This is a genomic window from Belliella aquatica, assembly GCF_014637795.1.
Lineage (GTDB): Bacteria > Bacteroidota > Bacteroidia > Cytophagales > Cyclobacteriaceae > Belliella > Belliella aquatica.
In genome coordinates this window covers 316,655-333,217 of sequence record NZ_BMFD01000003.1, presented here as the reverse complement: position 1 = coordinate 333,217, position 16,563 = coordinate 316,655, and the positions used below count along the sequence as shown (strand labels likewise).

At 37.1% G+C, this 16,563-nt stretch carries 17 protein-coding genes; 11 read left to right on the top strand and 6 right to left on the bottom strand.

The features are described 5' to 3' along the window. Positions 1–548: 548 nt before the first annotated feature. A complete protein-coding gene (locus IEV57_RS06370) occupies positions 549–3,323 on the bottom strand; it encodes a putative LPS assembly protein LptD (protein ID WP_373282216.1) in 2,775 nt (924 codons plus the stop codon). A gap of 68 nt (positions 3,324–3,391) precedes the next feature. Here IEV57_RS06370 and IEV57_RS06365 point away from each other — a divergent pair, with 68 nt between their 5' ends. The 3 genes from IEV57_RS06365 (at position 3,392) to IEV57_RS06355 (ending at position 7,005) form a co-directional block, all read left to right on the top strand. Then, positions 3,392–4,192, top strand: coding sequence for an N-acetylmuramoyl-L-alanine amidase family protein (locus IEV57_RS06365; RefSeq protein WP_188440767.1), 801 nt, complete (start codon positions 3,392–3,394; stop codon positions 4,190–4,192). A gap of 161 nt (positions 4,193–4,353) precedes the next feature. After that, on the top strand, positions 4,354–5,982 hold the full coding sequence (locus IEV57_RS06360) for an acyl-CoA carboxylase subunit beta (protein ID WP_188440765.1): 1,629 nt from the start codon (positions 4,354–4,356) through the stop codon (positions 5,980–5,982). A gap of 180 nt (positions 5,983–6,162) precedes the next feature. Beyond that, a complete protein-coding gene (locus tag IEV57_RS06355) occupies positions 6,163–7,005 on the top strand; it encodes a transglutaminase-like domain-containing protein (protein WP_188440763.1) in 843 nt (280 codons plus the stop codon). Between the two features lie 27 nt (positions 7,006–7,032). Here IEV57_RS06355 and IEV57_RS06350 read toward each other — a convergent pair whose 3' ends face one another. Next, on the bottom strand, positions 7,033–7,617 hold the full coding sequence (locus tag IEV57_RS06350) for a thioredoxin-like domain-containing protein (RefSeq protein ID WP_188440761.1): 585 nt from the start codon (positions 7,615–7,617) through the stop codon (positions 7,033–7,035). Positions 7,618–7,664: 47 nt separating this feature from the next. Next, positions 7,665–8,294, bottom strand: a complete 630-nt coding sequence (locus tag IEV57_RS06345; RefSeq protein ID WP_188440759.1) for a 4'-phosphopantetheinyl transferase family protein — start codon at positions 8,292–8,294, stop codon at positions 7,665–7,667. Between the two features lie 38 nt (positions 8,295–8,332). On the opposite strand from IEV57_RS06345, the gene IEV57_RS06340 reads away from it, so the two are divergent. The 8 genes from IEV57_RS06340 (at position 8,333) to IEV57_RS06305 (ending at position 13,699) form a co-directional block, all read left to right on the top strand. Continuing rightward, on the top strand, positions 8,333–9,241 hold the full coding sequence (locus tag IEV57_RS06340; protein WP_188440757.1) for a WD40 repeat domain-containing protein: 909 nt from the start codon (positions 8,333–8,335) through the stop codon (positions 9,239–9,241). A 7-nt stretch (positions 9,242–9,248) separates the two neighbouring features. Further along, a complete protein-coding gene (locus tag IEV57_RS06335; RefSeq protein ID WP_188440755.1) occupies positions 9,249–10,121 on the top strand; it encodes a DivIVA domain-containing protein in 873 nt (290 codons plus the stop codon). Beyond that, the gene (gene folB, locus IEV57_RS06330; protein ID WP_188440753.1) at positions 10,121–10,486 is read left to right on the top strand and encodes a dihydroneopterin aldolase; all 366 of its coding nucleotides are present in this window, start codon (positions 10,121–10,123) and stop codon (positions 10,484–10,486) included. Before IEV57_RS06335 ends, folB begins: the two co-directional genes overlap by 1 nt. Continuing rightward, a complete protein-coding gene (locus IEV57_RS06325; protein ID WP_188440751.1) occupies positions 10,479–11,342 on the top strand; it encodes a ChaN family lipoprotein in 864 nt (287 codons plus the stop codon). Before folB ends, IEV57_RS06325 begins: the two co-directional genes overlap by 8 nt. A 3-nt stretch (positions 11,343–11,345) precedes the next feature. Continuing rightward, on the top strand, positions 11,346–11,804 hold the full coding sequence (locus IEV57_RS06320) for a DUF4268 domain-containing protein (protein ID WP_188440927.1): 459 nt from the start codon (positions 11,346–11,348) through the stop codon (positions 11,802–11,804). Between the two features lie 285 nt (positions 11,805–12,089). Next, positions 12,090–12,446 carry a helix-turn-helix domain-containing protein gene (locus tag IEV57_RS06315; protein ID WP_188440749.1) on the top strand — a complete coding sequence of 119 codons (357 nt, stop codon included), beginning with the start codon at positions 12,090–12,092 and terminating at the stop codon, positions 12,444–12,446. After that, complete coding sequence (locus IEV57_RS06310; protein ID WP_188440747.1) at positions 12,427–13,161, top strand: ImmA/IrrE family metallo-endopeptidase; 735 nt, start codon at positions 12,427–12,429, stop codon at positions 13,159–13,161. The genes IEV57_RS06315 and IEV57_RS06310 overlap by 20 nt, the downstream gene beginning before the upstream one ends. Continuing rightward, positions 13,142–13,699 (top strand): hypothetical protein, encoded by a 558-nt coding sequence (locus IEV57_RS06305; protein ID WP_229744248.1) that lies wholly within the window; start codon positions 13,142–13,144, stop codon positions 13,697–13,699. The genes IEV57_RS06310 and IEV57_RS06305 overlap by 20 nt, the downstream gene beginning before the upstream one ends. Before the next feature lie 41 nt (positions 13,700–13,740). Here the strand turns inward: IEV57_RS06305 and IEV57_RS06300 are convergent, their stop codons facing one another. The 3 genes from IEV57_RS06300 to IEV57_RS06290 are packed head-to-tail and all read right to left on the bottom strand — an operon-like array spanning position 13,741 to position 16,540. Further along, entirely contained in the window at positions 13,741–14,469 is a 729-nt protein-coding gene (locus IEV57_RS06300; protein WP_188440743.1) for a DUF6503 family protein, read from the bottom strand. 38 nt (positions 14,470–14,507) lie between these two features. Continuing rightward, complete coding sequence (locus IEV57_RS06295) at positions 14,508–15,221, bottom strand: hypothetical protein (RefSeq protein ID WP_188440741.1); 714 nt, start codon at positions 15,219–15,221, stop codon at positions 14,508–14,510. Continuing rightward, entirely contained in the window at positions 15,218–16,540 is a 1,323-nt protein-coding gene (locus tag IEV57_RS06290; RefSeq protein ID WP_229744247.1) for an MptA/MptB family glycosyltransferase, read from the bottom strand. The genes IEV57_RS06295 and IEV57_RS06290 overlap by 4 nt, the downstream gene beginning before the upstream one ends. Positions 16,541–16,563: the final 23 nt, after the last annotated feature.

Below are 16,563 nucleotides of genomic sequence, written 5' to 3'. Positions count from 1 at the left end.
AAATTTCCTATTGATCAAATTCCACATTAAATATCTCCTCCTGTACTAAAATCGAACATTTTAATACTTTTAAAATATTTTATTGTAAAAATAAAACACTAAAATACCCACAACAGGGTATTTTTTAATAAAAAATCACTTTGTAAGTTTGTTATGGGTGATTTAAGCAACTTTTCTGCTTTCTTTTTTCTTTCTATATAGGAATATATACTATTCATTTTTTGAGTCCTATAAAATATATAAGGTGTTGGACTGATTATCCAACACCTTATTTTTTTTGAAACACTTCAGGGGATCATAAACCATGAAAACTTGATATATCCTTTAAAAAACATGGTGAATTCTAGTTTTTCACTCGAAAAATACCCACAACAGGGTATTTTTTAAAAGTTTTCAATCCTGTAGTTTTACATCGGTGATTTTGATAAATTTTACTTTTAAAGTAAAAGAAAATATATAGGAAGAAGTTAAACTCCTTTTTTATATCCTATCATTTTTTTTGGGATGATGAAATTTACGGTTTTCATCATCCCCTTTATTTTTAAGTCCTACCGGTCAAAGAAAGATCTTCTTCTATTCACTTTCAATAGATCTTGAATCATAGCGGACTTAACTCTAATATCTATATTATACGAAGTAAAAGTCCCAAAAGGAATCCAAGAAACATTCATTTGCCAACAATGTAAATCACGTGCGATGGATATCATTGTCTGAGTAATTTTGGATGTCGAGAAATCATATCCCGTGTTAAAATTAACTTTCCATTTTTCAGTCAAGCTCAAATCACCGTTAATATTTAATGCTTGAGTGATATTTGTATTCCCATTGGTTTGTCTGTTGTAACTAACATTGTAACCAAACCCAAGATTCCAAGGAATACTCCAATCGATATATTGACTTGGGTCATTTACGATATTTGTAATTTCATTTTCAATAAATTCATTCATTTCTCCACCTTGGGCTAAAAAGTTATTGGTGATCTCGTCTCTCACTTCCCCCCGAGATTTTTCATTTTTACTAGGATTAAGACTCCCCGTTATATTCACATTTGCATTTCGAATCCTTCCTATCCCCTGTCCTCTACTCCACGCAAAGCTATTTACCCTTCTAGTGATTTCTGTTCCTTGTGAATTTCTAGTCACACCCGTTGCATAGGGGTCCATAGTGGCAGACAAGTTGATCGAAAGCTTATTTTCAAAAAATGATGTTCTCGTGTTGAAATTAATTGGCGCTAGCTGAAAAGAATCAGCTGCGAAATTGTAATTAGTAGTTACGTTGAGGGTTTGTAATAAAGGTATTTTCTTTGTCTTCACCTCAGCTGTATCACTTTCTGTTTTAATCTTCGCTTCCAATACATTCCTGATTGAAATACTCAGCGATCTAGATTCTCCTAATGGTGCTCCTTGAAAAATAAATCCTTGGTGTCTCGAAAACAATTGTCTCCTACCTGAACTATCAACTTGGACATTTTGATAGAACCCATATGATGGATCAGAGAAGTCAGGTGTATAGTTGAATCCAAAAGATGGTTGCATATGATGTCTGATGGCTTCTATCTTTTTGCTGTTTTTGAAAGTGTAGAATCCATAAACATTGGTATTCAGGTTAAAAGATGAAGTATAGAAACCAACTCTATTGAAGCCATTTTCTGAAATTCTATCTACTCTATTTTCTACATCATTGTAGTAATAATTGATTTTCTCTAAATACCACAATTCTGTATAATTCATGGATGCTGTACCCGTAAAATACTTAAATAGGGTAAAATTCGATGAAATTGGAATAGTACTTCTAGCTCCGTTATTTGCATCTCTCAAAAGCTGAGGAAGGTTTGCTAGGTTAAAAGGGAGAATGGCTGGGGTTTGCTGTTGCTGTTCAAATTCTCCAAAATCTTGTTGTTGGAACAAAAGATTTTGAACGCCGAGCGCTGGAGTAATTCTGTTATTGATTGAGTTTTGTAAGTTGAAATTCAAAGCAACGTTCAAAGTCTTCAGCGGCTCAAATTTAGAATTCTGAAAGGGGCTTTGCCTATTCATGTTCAAAGCGATATCTGGCAGCGTAATATTCACCTCATCTGTTTGGATATTTTGAGAATGTCTCAAATTCGCAGACATGCTAAAAGGTGTTCCTGCGAATGTTTTACTGTAAGCAATATTTGAGGTGAAATCTGACCTTACATTATTTGCGAAATTATTGGGGTTGATGACAAGATTATTATAATTCTGAGTACCAGCATTTACCGAAGCAGAAAATCTAGAGTTGCCTCTTGACTCAGGTGTGTGCTGCCAACTCACCCAAACGGAGGTAAAATCAAGTGGATTTTCTTGAGTTTCGGGACTTTTGAAACTTTGATAATCTACATTAAAACTACCATTATACTTGTATCTCTTTTTGTAAATCGTAGCAGCTTTTGCTCCCCAACCACCATTAGAATAGATATCTCCTGTCAATCTTGAATGTATATAATCATTGAATGCAAAATAGTATCCAAAATCTCTGAGAAACAGACCTCTTCGTTGTTCTTGACCATACGATGGAAAAACTATTCCTGAAGCTTTTTCCTCGGGAGTATCAGGAATAATTCCAAAAGGCAATCCAATAGGTGTTGGTATATCATTAAAATAAAGATTAAAAGGACCTGTTACTACCTGTTTCCCTCTAATTGATTTGATTTTGGCAGCACTGATGTGCCAATGCGGTTCAGCAAGATTACAGGTAGTATAATATCCATGATCCATGTAAATGCTCCCATCAGCAGCTTTCTTGATCGTCTCACCCCGCAGTAAGCCATCTTGCTGCTCTGTCACTACATCCTTGATGATTGCTTTTTGGGTTTTGAAATTATAGCGCATCTCTTTTCGGATTTCATAAGAAGTGCCTCCTTCTTTGAAAATGGGATTACCTGTAATATTTCCAAGGGAATCTGTAACCCCTGATGCAAAAAGCTCACTTTTGTCCCAGTCAATAATAATTAAATCTGCGTCCAAACGGATATTTCCATATTCAAACCAAGCCTCTTTGTGCAAGAATATTTTGTTTTGTTTGAAATCCGTTATGATACTATCCTCACCATAATAATTGATAAGTGTTTCTATTTCACCTTTAGGCACTACCTTTGTAGAGTCGGAAGACGGAACACTGTCTGACAAGGATAATTCGGGCGTATCAAATTCAATATCCGTACTTGGAGGGACGTTTAAGATAGAATCAGGAACAACGATGGGATTTTCCACTCGCTTTTCCTTCCTCCCTTGAGCAATTGTAAATTGGGGTAAAACCCAGAAGAGTATGGGAATAAATAAATGGAGCCTGATATTCCGCACCGATTGATTCAAATTTGTTTAAAAATTTATAAATTTCGAACGAGCAAAGTTAATGGTATTTAATGCTTATGAAACGCCTACAAGTTAAAAATATTCTGATAATTTCATTATTAACAATTTCTTTTCTATTCTCAGGCTTTTTGCCAACAGGTTCAAAAGCCCCGGAATATAAATTGAGACGAGTTGTTATCGATGCAGGACATGGGGGAAGAGATCCTGGAGCGATAGGTTCCATTTCAAAAGAAAAGGATTTGACCCTCTCTGTGGCTTTACAAGTCGGAAAGTATATCGAAGAACTTCTTCCCGATGTTGAGGTGATTTATACGCGAAAAACTGACGTTGCTGTTGATCTGAAAGAAAGACCAAATATAGCCAATAGAAATAAAGCCGACCTTTTTGTCTCAATACACTGCAATTCAGCTGCAAATAAATCAGCTTATGGAACAGAGACTTTTGTGATGGGAACAAAAAACTTTGAGGCCAATTTCGATATCGTAAAAAGAGAAAACTCTGTAATTGTTTTGGAAGATAATTATAAAGAAAATTATGAGGGCTTTGATCCATCTTCTCCAGAATCTTATATGATGTTCAATTTGACTCAGAAAGCATTTCTTTCAAATAGCTTATCCGTTGCTTCAAAAGTGGAAAATGATTTTACCACAAGGGTACAAAGACACAGTAGAGGCGTAAAACAAGCCCCATTTTATGTTTTGTGGACCACTAGTATGCCTTCTGTTTTGATAGAACTTGGATTTATTTCTAATCCAGCAGAGGAGCGTTACCTCAATAGTACCCAAGGACAGAGTTACCTAGCTTCTGCCATCTTTAGATCTATAAAGGCCTATAAAGAAGAAGTCGAATCCCTCTAAAAAAAAATATATTGATAAAAGATTCAGGTCTCCTAAAACAAGTTTTTGGGAGACCTTTTTTTATTTGTACAAATCACTACCCAACCTAAAAACCAATTCAATTTGATTCTTATTAACATATTGAGTTATTTTAGATTCGAAAACAAAACCCAAATAACTTTATGGATTTAGAATTCAATAAAAACGAAGATCTCAACAAGCAATTAATTTTTCATCTCAACAAAAAATTACAAAAAGTTCATCTTGGCGGCGGGGAGGCAAGAATTGAAAAAGAACATGCCAAGGGCAAGCTAACTGCAAGGGAGAGAATCTCCTATTTGACAGATGATGACTCTGAATTTCTGGAAGTTGGTGCACTGACGGCTGATGGCATGTATGCAGAAGAAGGTGGTTGCCCATCTGCTGGGGTTGTTACAGGAATTGGTTATGTCAAAGGTAGAATGTGCATGATCGTAGCCAACGATGCCACTGTAAAAGCAGGTGCTTGGTTCCCGATGACTGCCAAGAAAAACCTTCGTGCGCAGGAAATCGCCATGGAAAACCGTATTCCTATCATATACTTGGTGGATAGTGCCGGCGTATTTTTACCCATGCAGAACGAAATCTTTCCTGACAAGGAACACTTTGGAAGACAATTTCGGAACAATGCAAAAATGTCCTCCATGGGAATCGTCCAAGTAGCTGCCATCATGGGAAGTTGTGTAGCAGGTGGAGCCTATCTTCCGATCATGTCCGATGAAGCAATGATCGTAGATAAAACCGGATCAATTTTCCTAGCAGGTTCTTATTTGGTGAAAGCAGCCATTGGTGAAACTGTGGATAACGAAACACTCGGTGGAGCGACGACCCACTGTGAAATCTCTGGAGTCACTGACAATAAATACGACACCGATCAGGATTGTCTAGATGCCATTAGAAATATTTTTGACAAGATTGGGTCTAGCGAAAAAGCGGGCTTTGATCGAGCAACATCAGCCAAACCCACTAAAGATGAAAAGGAGCTTTATGGCACATTCCCTTCTGATCGAGTGAAACCCTACGAAATGAGAGAAATCATTGAGCGCTTGGTGGATGGGTCTGAATTTGATGAATACAAACAAGATTACGGGAAAACACTCCTTTGCGGAACAGCGAGAATAGACGGCTGGGCTGTCGGTATCGTAGCCAATCAACGCAAAATCGTCAAAAATAAAAAAGGCGAAATGCAGATGGGTGGAGTGATTTATTCCGATTCGGCTGATAAAGCTGCTCGATTTATCATGAATTGCAATCAGCGCAAGATTCCTCTGGTCTTCATTCAGGATGTATCTGGTTTTATGGTCGGAAGTAAAGCTGAGCATGGTGGAATCATCAAAGATGGCGCAAAGATGGTCAATGCCATGTCTAACTCTGTGGTACCTAAATTCACAATTATTGTTGGGAATTCTTACGGAGCGGGAAATTATGCCATGTGTGGCAAGGCTTATGATCCTAGATTGATCTATTCTTGGCCTACCGCTCAAATGGCCGTCATGTCTGGCGCATCTGCCGCTAAAACTTTATTGCAAATCAAAGTAGCTTCGTTGAAAAAAGCTGGTAAAGAAATCACTCCTGAAGATGAAAAAACACTTTTGGATGAAATCAAAGCCAAATATGAGGAAGAATTGAGTCCTTACTATGCAGCTTCAAGACTGTGGGTAGATGGGGTAATTGATCCATTGGAAACTAGAAAAGTGATCAGCATGGGAATCGAAGCAGCCAATCATGCTCCAATTACTGAGAGATTTAATGTCGGAGTGATTCAGACTTAAAATTTTAGATTTAAGAGTTTAGATTTAAGATTTAAGAACTTGAGTTTATTGACATAAGCCTGACTTCCAAAAAAAGTCAGGTTTATAAATTTTATAGGAATAAGAGATAATTTCTTGATGACTTTTTAACTCTTCCAAATCAAAAAACCGTAAATTAGATGTAGCAAAACAGATGGTTTTATGGAAGAATTAACCGATAAGGAGTTACATGCTTTGGTATCACTTTTGGACGACGAGGATCAAGAGGTGAAGTCGCATGTGCAGAACCGAATATTCTCTTTAGGACATGGAATCATTCCATTTTTAGAAAAAAAATGGGAAGACAGCTTCAATCCCCAAGTCCAAAAGGAACTAGAAGATATGGTTCACAAGCTGCAATTTTCTCAGCTTAAGGAAAGGCTTTACGATTGGGTGAATACTCCTGATCAAGATTTATTGACTGGGCTTTGGATTATCAATACCTATCAATATCCTGATTTAGATTTTGATAAGCTGAATACCGATATGCATCAGATTTATTTTGAGGTTTGGACCGCTTTCAAAAACAACTTACTTCCACACGAACAAATAAAAATCATCAACAATATTTTATTCAATTCCCTGAGATTTTCTGCAAACACTAAAAATTTTCATTCGCCTGGCAACAGCATGCTCAGCAATGTCTTGGATACAAAAAAAGGAAATCCGATTAGTCTTTGTGCAATTTATCTTTTGGTAGCTAAGAAACTTGGCCTTCCAATTTATGGAGTCAACCTCCCAAACCTGTTTGTTTTGACCTATAAGTCGGCAGATGTGAATTTTTATATCAATGCATTTAACAAAGGACTTGTCTTCAACAAACAAGACATCTACAACTACCTCAATCATCTTAAAATAGAGCCTATTGACGTTTTTTTCGACCCATGTTCCAATAAAGATATCGTCGTAAGAACACTCCGTAATCTCGTAATGGCTTTTGAAAAATTAGGAGAAACCGAAAAAGTGGATGAAGTTAAAGAAATGCTCAATATCGTCACAGAATAAAGAAAGCTAGAAAAATCTAGCCTCCCTTTAATTGATCAAACGAATATTGCATCCTACAGGCCTACTTGAGCTGGGACTAGGATTTCTCTTATTTTGAATACTTTCCAAAGCATTTTCGAGATATTTCATATTCGAACTTTCAGGAACTTGAGGATTATTATCAATCGCTCCTCGATACGAAATAGCAAAGCCTGTTTGGCTTGGAGTAATCACAATCACCTCCGGTAATTTTGTAACCTGAAGTTGTCTTGTCAAAGCTTGTCGCCCATCATTCAGGATTGGGAAATCGGAAATTCTACCAGTAAATCTTTTTTCTATCGCTTCTTTATTTTCTTCTTCATCATTTCCAAAATGCGGATTTACCATGGCAAAAACCATGTTATCACTCGAAAATCTATTCTTCAATTCAATGATTCTATTTTCATATAATTTCGAAAATGGACATGACAAGGTCGTGAATACAAGCACAATTGCCTTAGAATCGGCATGCTCTTGCAGCTCAAAACTTTGTCCAGAAAGAATGTCTTCCAAAGTAAAATTCTCCACAAGTTGAGCATTTGCTGTAAATGTGAAACTCAACACAAGGGCTATTAAAATGGATGTAATTTTCATAGTTTGGGTGTTTTTTTTGATCTATAGTAAATATACTTACAAACAAACTACCAAATTGTATAAGTAAGTACCATTTCTTCTTCTACTTCAACTTTGACCTGATAAAAGTGATCTGAATGATCAGTTTGATGGATTTTTCCTGAGATCAATCGGTCTTCGATGGAAAAGGGTTTCAAAAGAATATTCTCTTTTAAACTGATTCCTTTTCTACCTTGGCATTTATAAATAGACTCTTTGGCAGACCAAGCAATGGTATAAAGTAGTGGGTCATTTTTCAGAAACTCCATTTCACTCGGATCTAGAAATTTTGGACCAAGCCTCACTATTTTTTCTCTTACATAATCCAAATCTATGCCCACAGGCATATCCTTATGAAAGATCGCCGCTGCCAAGCCTTTAGTATGGGTCAAAGACACAAAACCATAGCCATCCATCGCATGGGATTTGCCATGTTCATCTTTGTAAAACCCTGGATATGGCAGGGAAATGCTATCCAGCGCATATTTGATAGCGAGTCTCGCCGCTTTCCACTCGTTCTTTTTCTCTTGGTGAGAAATGTTAGACAGGGAGAGTTTTTCCCTGAAACTCAAAAAAGTCACTTCATTTTCAGAGACTTCTTCAATATTATTAACCGCCAAGGCCGATAAAGCACTAATTTTTTCTATTTTTGTTTGCATTGCCCTATATGGGTTTTGAATTGCTTACTCCGCAATATATGTCAAAAATTCAAGTTAATAAACTTCATACGCTTACTGGCCACAACGATTGTATTTATGCACTCGCCGAAGGCTCAGATCCGCGCTTTTTTTACACAGGATCAGGAGATGGAATGGTCGTGGAATGGGATTTAGATAATCCGAAAGATGGAAAACTCATTGCCAAATTACCTCACTCGGTCTATGCTATTTCCGTAGACAAAGAAAGGAATTTGTTGTTTATCGGACACAATTTTGAAGGAATTCATGTAATTGATCTGAATGAAAACAAAGAAGTTTGGTCTCTAAAAATTACCGATCAATCGATTTTTGATATCAAAATTATCGGAAAAAGTCTGTTTGTGGCTACCGGTGATGGTGTACTGACGGTAATTGATATTGAAGAGAAATCTCTCGTCAAACATATCAAACTCAGTTCAAAAAGTGCAAGAGTAATGGCAGTCGATAATGATCAAAAGCATATTGCAATAGGATTTAGCGATCATACCATCAAAATAATTGACGCTTATGATTTCAAACCAGTACAACTCTTAGAAGGTCATAGCAATTCGGTTTTTGCTTTGGCCTATTCCCCAATACACGATACCTTGATCAGTGGCGGACGTGATGCCTCCCTCAAGTTTTGGGATACAAAAACTTATCAGCAAACAAATAATGTAATTGCACACATGTTTGCAATCAATTATCTTTCGTTTAAAGAAGACGGAAAATACTTTATCACTTGCAGTATGGATAAATCCATTAAGGTCTGGGACGCTGAAAACCATAAACTTCTCAAAGTCATAGACAAAGCAAGATATGCAGGACATGGAACCTCCATCAATAAAGTACTTTGGAGTACATATAATCAATCGATCATTTCAGTCAGCGATGACAGAAGCATTTCAATTTGGGAAGTAGATATCTAAAATCACTATGAAAATAACAGCCTTAGAAATTCGTAAAAAATCCTTCGAGAAAAATTTTAGAGGGTATGACAAAGATGAAGTTGATCTATTTTTAAAAGAACTTTCTGAAGAATGGGAAAAGTTAGTCGCAGAAAATGACGAGCTCCAAAAAAAACTTGAGCAGAGCAATAGAGAAGGCAATAAACTTAAAGAAGTAGAAGCCTCGCTATTCAGAACGCTCAAAACAGCTGAAGACACAGGAGCAAGTATCATCGAAGAAGCCAATGATGCAGCTGACCATATTGTGAGAGAAGCGCAACAAAATGCGCAAGCCATGCTCAACGATGCCCAAACCCAATCTCAAAACCTGATAGAATCTGCTGAACAAAAAGGGAAGCAAATCATGTCTGAATTGAAAGGCGATGTGTCTGACCTAGTCAATGGCTACGAAACATTGGTTCATCAAAGAGAATTGATTCTCAAGAACCTCAAAAAACTAGCTGAAGACATCGAAGACAATATCACCGTTTCAAATAGTGACATCAAAAAGGTCAACGTTAAAGCTCACCTAGAGATGGTGGAAACCTTGAACAAATCAAATTCCTTTACCATTGCAAATATCAGCAGTTTGGAAGAGGAGAAAATGGAGATGCATACCTTGGAAGAAACGAGCGTAGATGAAGAAATTGATACAACAGAACTTGAAATAGGCTCTCAAGAAATCAATTTAGATGTCCATACAGACGAAGAAGCTATTGAAAATACTCCTGAGAAAAATGAAACTGCTGAGGCTCGTAAGGATGATGAAGTTGAATTCAAGGAAGAAGCTGAACTTCAGGAACCCAAAGAAGACAAAAACAAAGGCAATAAAGGAAATTCATTTTTTGATGATATCGACTAATGGGGAAAGTATCTCTTGAAGGAATTGAATTTCATGCCTATCATGGCGTATTTTCGGAAGAAACCAAGCTAGGGAATCGCTTCACCGTGGATATTCATGTGGATACGGATTTTAGAAATGCCATGCTCCATGATCAACTCAAAGACACCGTGGACTATGCTAAAATCTACCAAATAGCAAAATCCCACATGCTTGAACCCGTGAAGTTATTGGAGCATTTGGCACATTTGATTATTACTGATATAATGAAAATCTATCCAGCCTCCAGACAAGTTTCTATTACGATTAAAAAACATAATCCAGCCATTGGCGGAGTAGTCAATTATTCCGTTGTGACTGTAAACTATCCTGAAGATTATGATTAGAAAAACGCTCCTTTGCATTTTTATTTCCTTATTGAGTTTTGCAGCAATTGCTCAGAATAAAATCTATCAAATCTATACCAGCGATGGGGAGATAGTCGATGAAAGCAAAATGCATGAATCCATCAATCAGGCCGAGGTTACATTTTTCGGAGAATTACATAATAACAGTGTAGCGCATTGGCTACAACTTCAAATCCTCAAAAACCTCAAAGAAAACCAAAAAGACATCGTTCTAGGAGGTGAGTTTTTTGAAAGAGATGATCAATTGAATATCGATGAATGGCTCGAAGGAAAAATCACCGATAAAAACTTTGAGGCTGAAGCCAAACTTTGGAATAATTACATTCCTGATTACAAGCCTTTGATGCTTTTTGCCAAACAAAATCAAATTCCTTTTGTGGCCACAAATATCCCTAGAAAATACGCTTCAGTAGTCAGTCGCGAAGGATTGGAGCGTCTAGAGTCTTTTTCAAAAGAAGCAAAAAAATCAATTGCTCCCCTGCCTATCGAAGTGGATATGACTTTGCCAGGATATGAGGGAATGAAAGGCATGATGCATGGTTCTGGTATGAATGCAGACTTTATGGTCGAAGCCCAAGCCATTAAAGATGCGACTATGGCCTATTCACTTTTTGAATTTATCAATAAAAAGAAAAGCATCTTTCACGTCAATGGTTCTTACCATTCCAACAATTATGAAGGAATCGTATGGTACTTGAGAAAAGAATATCCCAAGATCAAAATCTTGACCATTGCTACTGTCGAACAGGATGATACCACTTCCCTACTCGATGCTTCTAAAGGAATCGCTGACTTCATCATCGTCCTTCCTACGGATAGCCCAAAAAGTTATTGATTGATGTACAGTAAGGCAGAAAAATCTAAAATCAGGAAAGATTTTTGGACGGCATTTGGTCAATACATGAAGCCTGTACCCTCAGAAACGGGTGTTCGCGTCAATTGGTCCAATTATAAAACTGGCGTCAAGCATATTTTTTTCAGAATGGAAGCGGAAAATGATTTCGCCTCTATAGGTATTGAAATCAACCACCCCGATATTGAATTACAACAGTTATTTTTTGAGCAGTTTGTCGAATTCAAAAACCTCCTTCAATCCGAAATTGGAGAAAAATGGAACTGGGAGTTGCTTCACGAAGACGAATTTGGAAAGATCAATTCTAAAATCTACATCACCCTCCCTAACGCTAATGTGATGGATAGGAATGACTGGTCAAAAATCATTTCCTTCCTCAAACCACGAATCATTGCCTTAGATGCCTTTTGGGCAAATATGAAACCTGCTTTTGAGGAGCTCTGAGGATTGGTTATTGGGGGATTAGGGACTAGGAATTAGGGATTGGTTATTGGGGAATTAGGGATTGGTTATTGAGGGATTAGAGATTGGTTATTGGGGGATTAGTTAATAGGGAATTAGGGATTAGTTATTGAGGGATTAGGGGGTTAGGGGTTAGTTTTTAGGGGGATAGGTGTTCAATTTATTGGATATTAAGTGACTTGTAATTGAAAATAATTTGTTACAATTAATATCTGAATTAATTTAATGCTCTATATTTGTAACATATTTTTTTAAACAGGAAACAAAATGAATCAGGATCAAATCATCGGGAAAAATTTACTAGCTCTTCGCCAAAAATTGGGTTTTACGCAGGAGCAGGTTGCTGCTTATCTTCAAATCAATAGAGAAGAAGTGAGTTACTATGAAAATGGCAATCGAACTGCACCGACTAAAATCCTCAGCAAAATGGCCAACTTATATGGCGTAGATGAATATGATTTTTACGAGGAAGACTTCAAGCTCAGCAGTATTAACTTGGCTTTGGCTTTTAGAGCTGATAACATCAAGCCTACTGATTTGGAGCAAATAGCAAAATTCAAGAAAATTGTTAGAAATTATCTTAGTATGAAATCCTTATTAGCGCATGAGCCAACTCGTTCTTGAAAAATATGCTGCTAATTTTCGCGCTAAGCTTGGATATAGCAATACTGAAAGCATTCATTTAAAAAGTTTGCTTCATAAATTAGGAGTACTTGCAGTCTTCAGACCTCTGGATATGGAGTTGTCGGGGATAGCCATCAAATCGAGTGATTCCAATCGGTTTATGCTCATCAATACATCAAGAACGCTCGGGCATCAACATTTCACAATTTGTCATGAGCTCTATCATCTGTTTATCCAAGAAGGATTTGATTATCAAGTTTGCCAAGTGGGTTTGTTTGATAAAAAAGATAAAGAGGAGTATAATGCAGATATTTTTGCATCCAAATTTTTAATCCCTGAAGAAGGAATTCTTGCTTTGGTTCCCGATACAGAGCTGAGGAAAACTAAGGTAACTCTAGCAACAGTACTCAGAATAGAGCAGTACTTTTCTTGCTCCCGAAGGGCTCTACTCAATCGCTTGTTCGATCTCAAATTGATAGACAAAAATCAAAAAGAGGAGTATAAGGAAAATGTCAGAGCAAGTGCCATGAATCATGGATATTCACAGAAACTTTATGAAAAAAATGAACTGAGTGAAGTAATTGGTGATTATGGAAATCTTGCAAGGAAATTATTCGAACAAGATAAGATTTCTGAAACTCACTATTATGGACTTTTAGAAGATATAGGATTAGATTTTTCAACTTTGAGAAGCAATGGAGATGAAAAAGAATGACAAAATCATTTTAATTGATGCTGATGTTATCTCTCATTACATTTCAGGTGGCCAAATTCTCTTGCTACCAAAGATTTTTCCTTTTCCTATCAAAGTGTTGGATAAAGTATATGCAGAAATCTCACGAATGCCAGGAAAGAAAATCGAAGTTGATAATCTGATTAATTTCAATCTAATGGAATTAATTACCTTCCCTGAAAATGACCCTCAAATAAAAAAAGAATATTTACATATCAAGAAGTTGATGTTCAAAGGCGATGGGGAATCAGCTTGTCTCGCCGTGGTCCGCTATTCTAAAAATATCCTGGCCAGTAGCAATCTAAAAGACATTGCCAACTACTGCAAAATGCATCAAATCACTTATCTCACCACCATGGATTTTCTCTGTCAGGCAGTCGAGAATGGCCAACTCTCGGAATCAGAATGTGACAATTTTATCCAAAAAGTCCTGCAAGCTGGAAGCCGATTACCTGTAAATAGCTGGAAGGAGTTTGAGTGTAAAAATTTGACATTCAAGATTTTAAGAAATAACTTTTAAGAGGGTTAATTTATAAAGCTAGAGACGCTTTAGTTCAAACCCTACTCCACTACTACATTCTCCAACAAGATTTCAGAGAGTAATTCCAATTTACCTGCTTTATACAATGCTTCCATTTCTTCGACGGGAACGGTTTCATCAGCTGGCTTATAGTTTTCGTAATCTTGAAGAATCAGGCCGCCGATTTCATGTTTTTTGATTGCTTTGCGGAAGCGAACTCCTCCACCATCTGTATGGTAGGAATAAGCCAAATAATCCACCAAAAAGGTCTCCTGATTGATCCAATACAAAAATTCATCATCGAAATCTTCGCCTCCACCCTCTTCAGAGAAAGTTACTTTGATCACATGGTACTTGTTACCATCCATTTCTGTTTCGCCCACAAGATTTTTGAAAACAGCAGGGTCATTTAAGCCATAGGGCAAGTAAGCAAAGTAGGCTACAGAATTGACAGAATTCGTAAAAGCCTTCTCTCTCTTTTCCTCTACCTCAACTTTCTCGTCATTGACAAACCTGGTGAAACCTGCATTATTCAAGACATCTTTCACTTCACCTATACTATCTGAAAATGCACGGATATATTCAAAAGCCGCTGGTGACTTGAAGATTTGATAAGCTCTATTTCTGAAATCAAAGCTGATTTTGGCACTCTCAAACTTACTTCCACCATGCGCCAAGATCGATTGATCCACGATTTTCTCCGCCTCACTGCGCTGATCGCATGAAATAAGGATAAAAACAAACAGAATGTATAAGAAAGTATTTTTCATAAGAATGGGGTATTAAGCTGAATTGGCAAGATACGGAATCAATTTAAAAATCTATAACTGATTTTAGACTTCAGATAAAGATGATTTCCAAGGCTGTCTGCGGCGAAAATCTCTTTTTTGGCAGGGAAATTTATTCCTTCATAGTCCTGCATTTCCACTGTATTGACCACCTCGTATTCATTTCTAATGCGTTGCTTGTAGGCAATTAGCTGATGATTTTCTGGAAGAAAATAGAGATCTATCATGCGCCCATCTTTCAACTCCATCTTCACGATTTCAGCTTCTCTGTTGTCTGAAAGGTTCGTTCTATTTTGATATACTGAGCTTTTTGAAAGCGAAGAAATGATCATAGGCATGACCAAATCTTGATAGCCTAACTCTATTTCAGCTCTTTTGCTCTTTAGAAACCCTTCATTCAGCACTTCATTTTCTCCCATCATGTAACTGACCTTCAAACCATCGAAAGTCACCTTGTGCGCAACACTGTCTTTTTCCCAAGCGCTCTTTGCCTCGAAGTAAGGTTTGAGTCGGAACTCCTGAGAAAATATGATTTCGCTTGTTTCAAGACCTTCTGCATCATAATTGATCTGCTGCTTTTCTACAACAATACGCTCCAAATTCCCCCAATTGGATTTGGGATCGTGATAGGAAATGGATGAAGCGATGATCTCTTCAGCTTGCTTTTCAGGTGATGGGGAACAAGAAAAGAAGATAGAAAGAGAAAGGGTGTATACGAAAAGGAGCTTTTTCATGAAGACTTGAATTTGCTTACAAAATTGGATTTAAAAGACCAGATTATCAAAACAAATAATAAGACATATTCTATCAACAGAAACACAGGCTGCTCTGCGACTATCACACCCATATAAGCATGATAAGACAAAAACACCAAAGCTGTCCACGCTAAGAAAATTCTGTCCCCCACCAAAATCCCAAGTCCAAACGCAGGGATCAGATACCAAGGGTGAACAGTCGTCTGAAAAAGTAAGTAGATCAAATAAATCCACACGATGCGCTGTACTAAATCAGGTAAATTCGCTTTTTTAACGCCCAAACTAAGCCACAAAATCAAACCGAGAGACAACATGCTCAGCACTGGGCCAAGGGTTCTAATCGGGTTATAATCCAACCAAAAACCAGAAATCCATCTGAGTAAATAGTAAATCGACCCATTGAACTCAAAACTACTTTGATACAATCTGAAGCTTTGCCAAAAATTCAAATATGCCCCCTCAAAGAATAATGGGATAAATAACAGCACAATCACGAGCGCAGAAAGTAAAAGAAAAACCAGCCTACTCTTTCCACTAAAAAACTTCAGTAAAATAGGACCCAGCATCAAAGGACTTAACTTCACCCCCACTGCCCAAGTCCACAATATTGAAGCTCGATTTACTTTGCCTAGGAAGTACAGCATTCCCAACAAACCGAAAAGCACCATTCCTTCAAAATGAAGGTTGCCTGTTAGCTCCAAAATCACAAGTGGATTGAAAGCATATAAGAGGACTTTGACCTTTGGGAGATTCCATTGTTTTAGGATTTGAATTAACAAAAGACAATTCAAGATTTCAAAAAGCAAAACAGCAAGTCGAAGAATCAGGATATTTATACTCAAATGCTCCCCTCCCAATGCTGCCAACCAGAAAAACAACTGATGCAAAGGCGGGTAAACGGAATAATATCCACTTGAATTCATTTGAGTCAAAAGCTGATTCCAATACTCAGAATCACCAACTTTTAACAATTCAAATGCTTCTTGTGGAAGATAGAGATAGGGATTGATTCCGTTTTTGATCAACTGCCCATCAAAAATAAAGCGATAAAAATCATCTGAAAGAACCGGTTCTGAAATGATCAGAATCATTCTCAACAAAAAAGCATACATCAATCCCAATTTTAAGGGAAATCCCCATTTTTCAGCATTGATGTAGATAATCAAACTTACTCCAAAACAGAGCATGAAAAGCGTCAATTGAATGAAAAAGTCACTTCGATCTAAGCAGTAGCCCAAAAAAAATAGCGCTATTGAATAGATCAAAATGACCATGTAGAACTGTATGCTGTTTTTCAAAAAGGAGCTTTTAAAGTGTTTTG

What these genes read in the sequence shown, in the direction of transcription:
- IEV57_RS06365 (WP_188440767.1), top strand. Translation starts at nt 3,392, where the DNA reads ATGAAACGCCTACAAGTTAAAAATATTCTGATAATTTCATTATTAACA.
- IEV57_RS06360 (WP_188440765.1), top strand. Translation starts at nt 4,354, where the DNA reads ATGGATTTAGAATTCAATAAAAACGAAGATCTCAACAAGCAATTAATT.
- IEV57_RS06355 (WP_188440763.1), top strand. Translation starts at nt 6,163, where the DNA reads ATGGAAGAATTAACCGATAAGGAGTTACATGCTTTGGTATCACTTTTG.
- IEV57_RS06350 (WP_188440761.1), bottom strand. Translation starts at nt 7,617, where the DNA reads ATGAAAATTACATCCATTTTAATAGCCCTTGTGTTGAGTTTCACATTT.
- IEV57_RS06345 (WP_188440759.1), bottom strand. Translation starts at nt 8,294, where the DNA reads ATGCAAACAAAAATAGAAAAAATTAGTGCTTTATCGGCCTTGGCGGTT.
- IEV57_RS06340 (WP_188440757.1), top strand. Translation starts at nt 8,333, where the DNA reads ATGTCAAAAATTCAAGTTAATAAACTTCATACGCTTACTGGCCACAAC.
- IEV57_RS06335 (WP_188440755.1), top strand. Translation starts at nt 9,249, where the DNA reads ATGAAAATAACAGCCTTAGAAATTCGTAAAAAATCCTTCGAGAAAAAT.
- folB (WP_188440753.1), top strand. Translation starts at nt 10,121, where the DNA reads ATGGGGAAAGTATCTCTTGAAGGAATTGAATTTCATGCCTATCATGGC.
- IEV57_RS06325 (WP_188440751.1), top strand. Translation starts at nt 10,479, where the DNA reads ATGATTAGAAAAACGCTCCTTTGCATTTTTATTTCCTTATTGAGTTTT.
- IEV57_RS06320 (WP_188440927.1), top strand. Translation starts at nt 11,346, where the DNA reads ATGTACAGTAAGGCAGAAAAATCTAAAATCAGGAAAGATTTTTGGACG.
- IEV57_RS06315 (WP_188440749.1), top strand. Translation starts at nt 12,090, where the DNA reads ATGAATCAGGATCAAATCATCGGGAAAAATTTACTAGCTCTTCGCCAA.
- IEV57_RS06310 (WP_188440747.1), top strand. Translation starts at nt 12,427, where the DNA reads ATGAGCCAACTCGTTCTTGAAAAATATGCTGCTAATTTTCGCGCTAAG.
- IEV57_RS06305 (WP_229744248.1), top strand. Translation starts at nt 13,142, where the DNA reads ATGGAGATGAAAAAGAATGACAAAATCATTTTAATTGATGCTGATGTT.
- IEV57_RS06300 (WP_188440743.1), bottom strand. Translation starts at nt 14,469, where the DNA reads ATGAAAAATACTTTCTTATACATTCTGTTTGTTTTTATCCTTATTTCA.
- IEV57_RS06295 (WP_188440741.1), bottom strand. Translation starts at nt 15,221, where the DNA reads ATGAAAAAGCTCCTTTTCGTATACACCCTTTCTCTTTCTATCTTCTTT.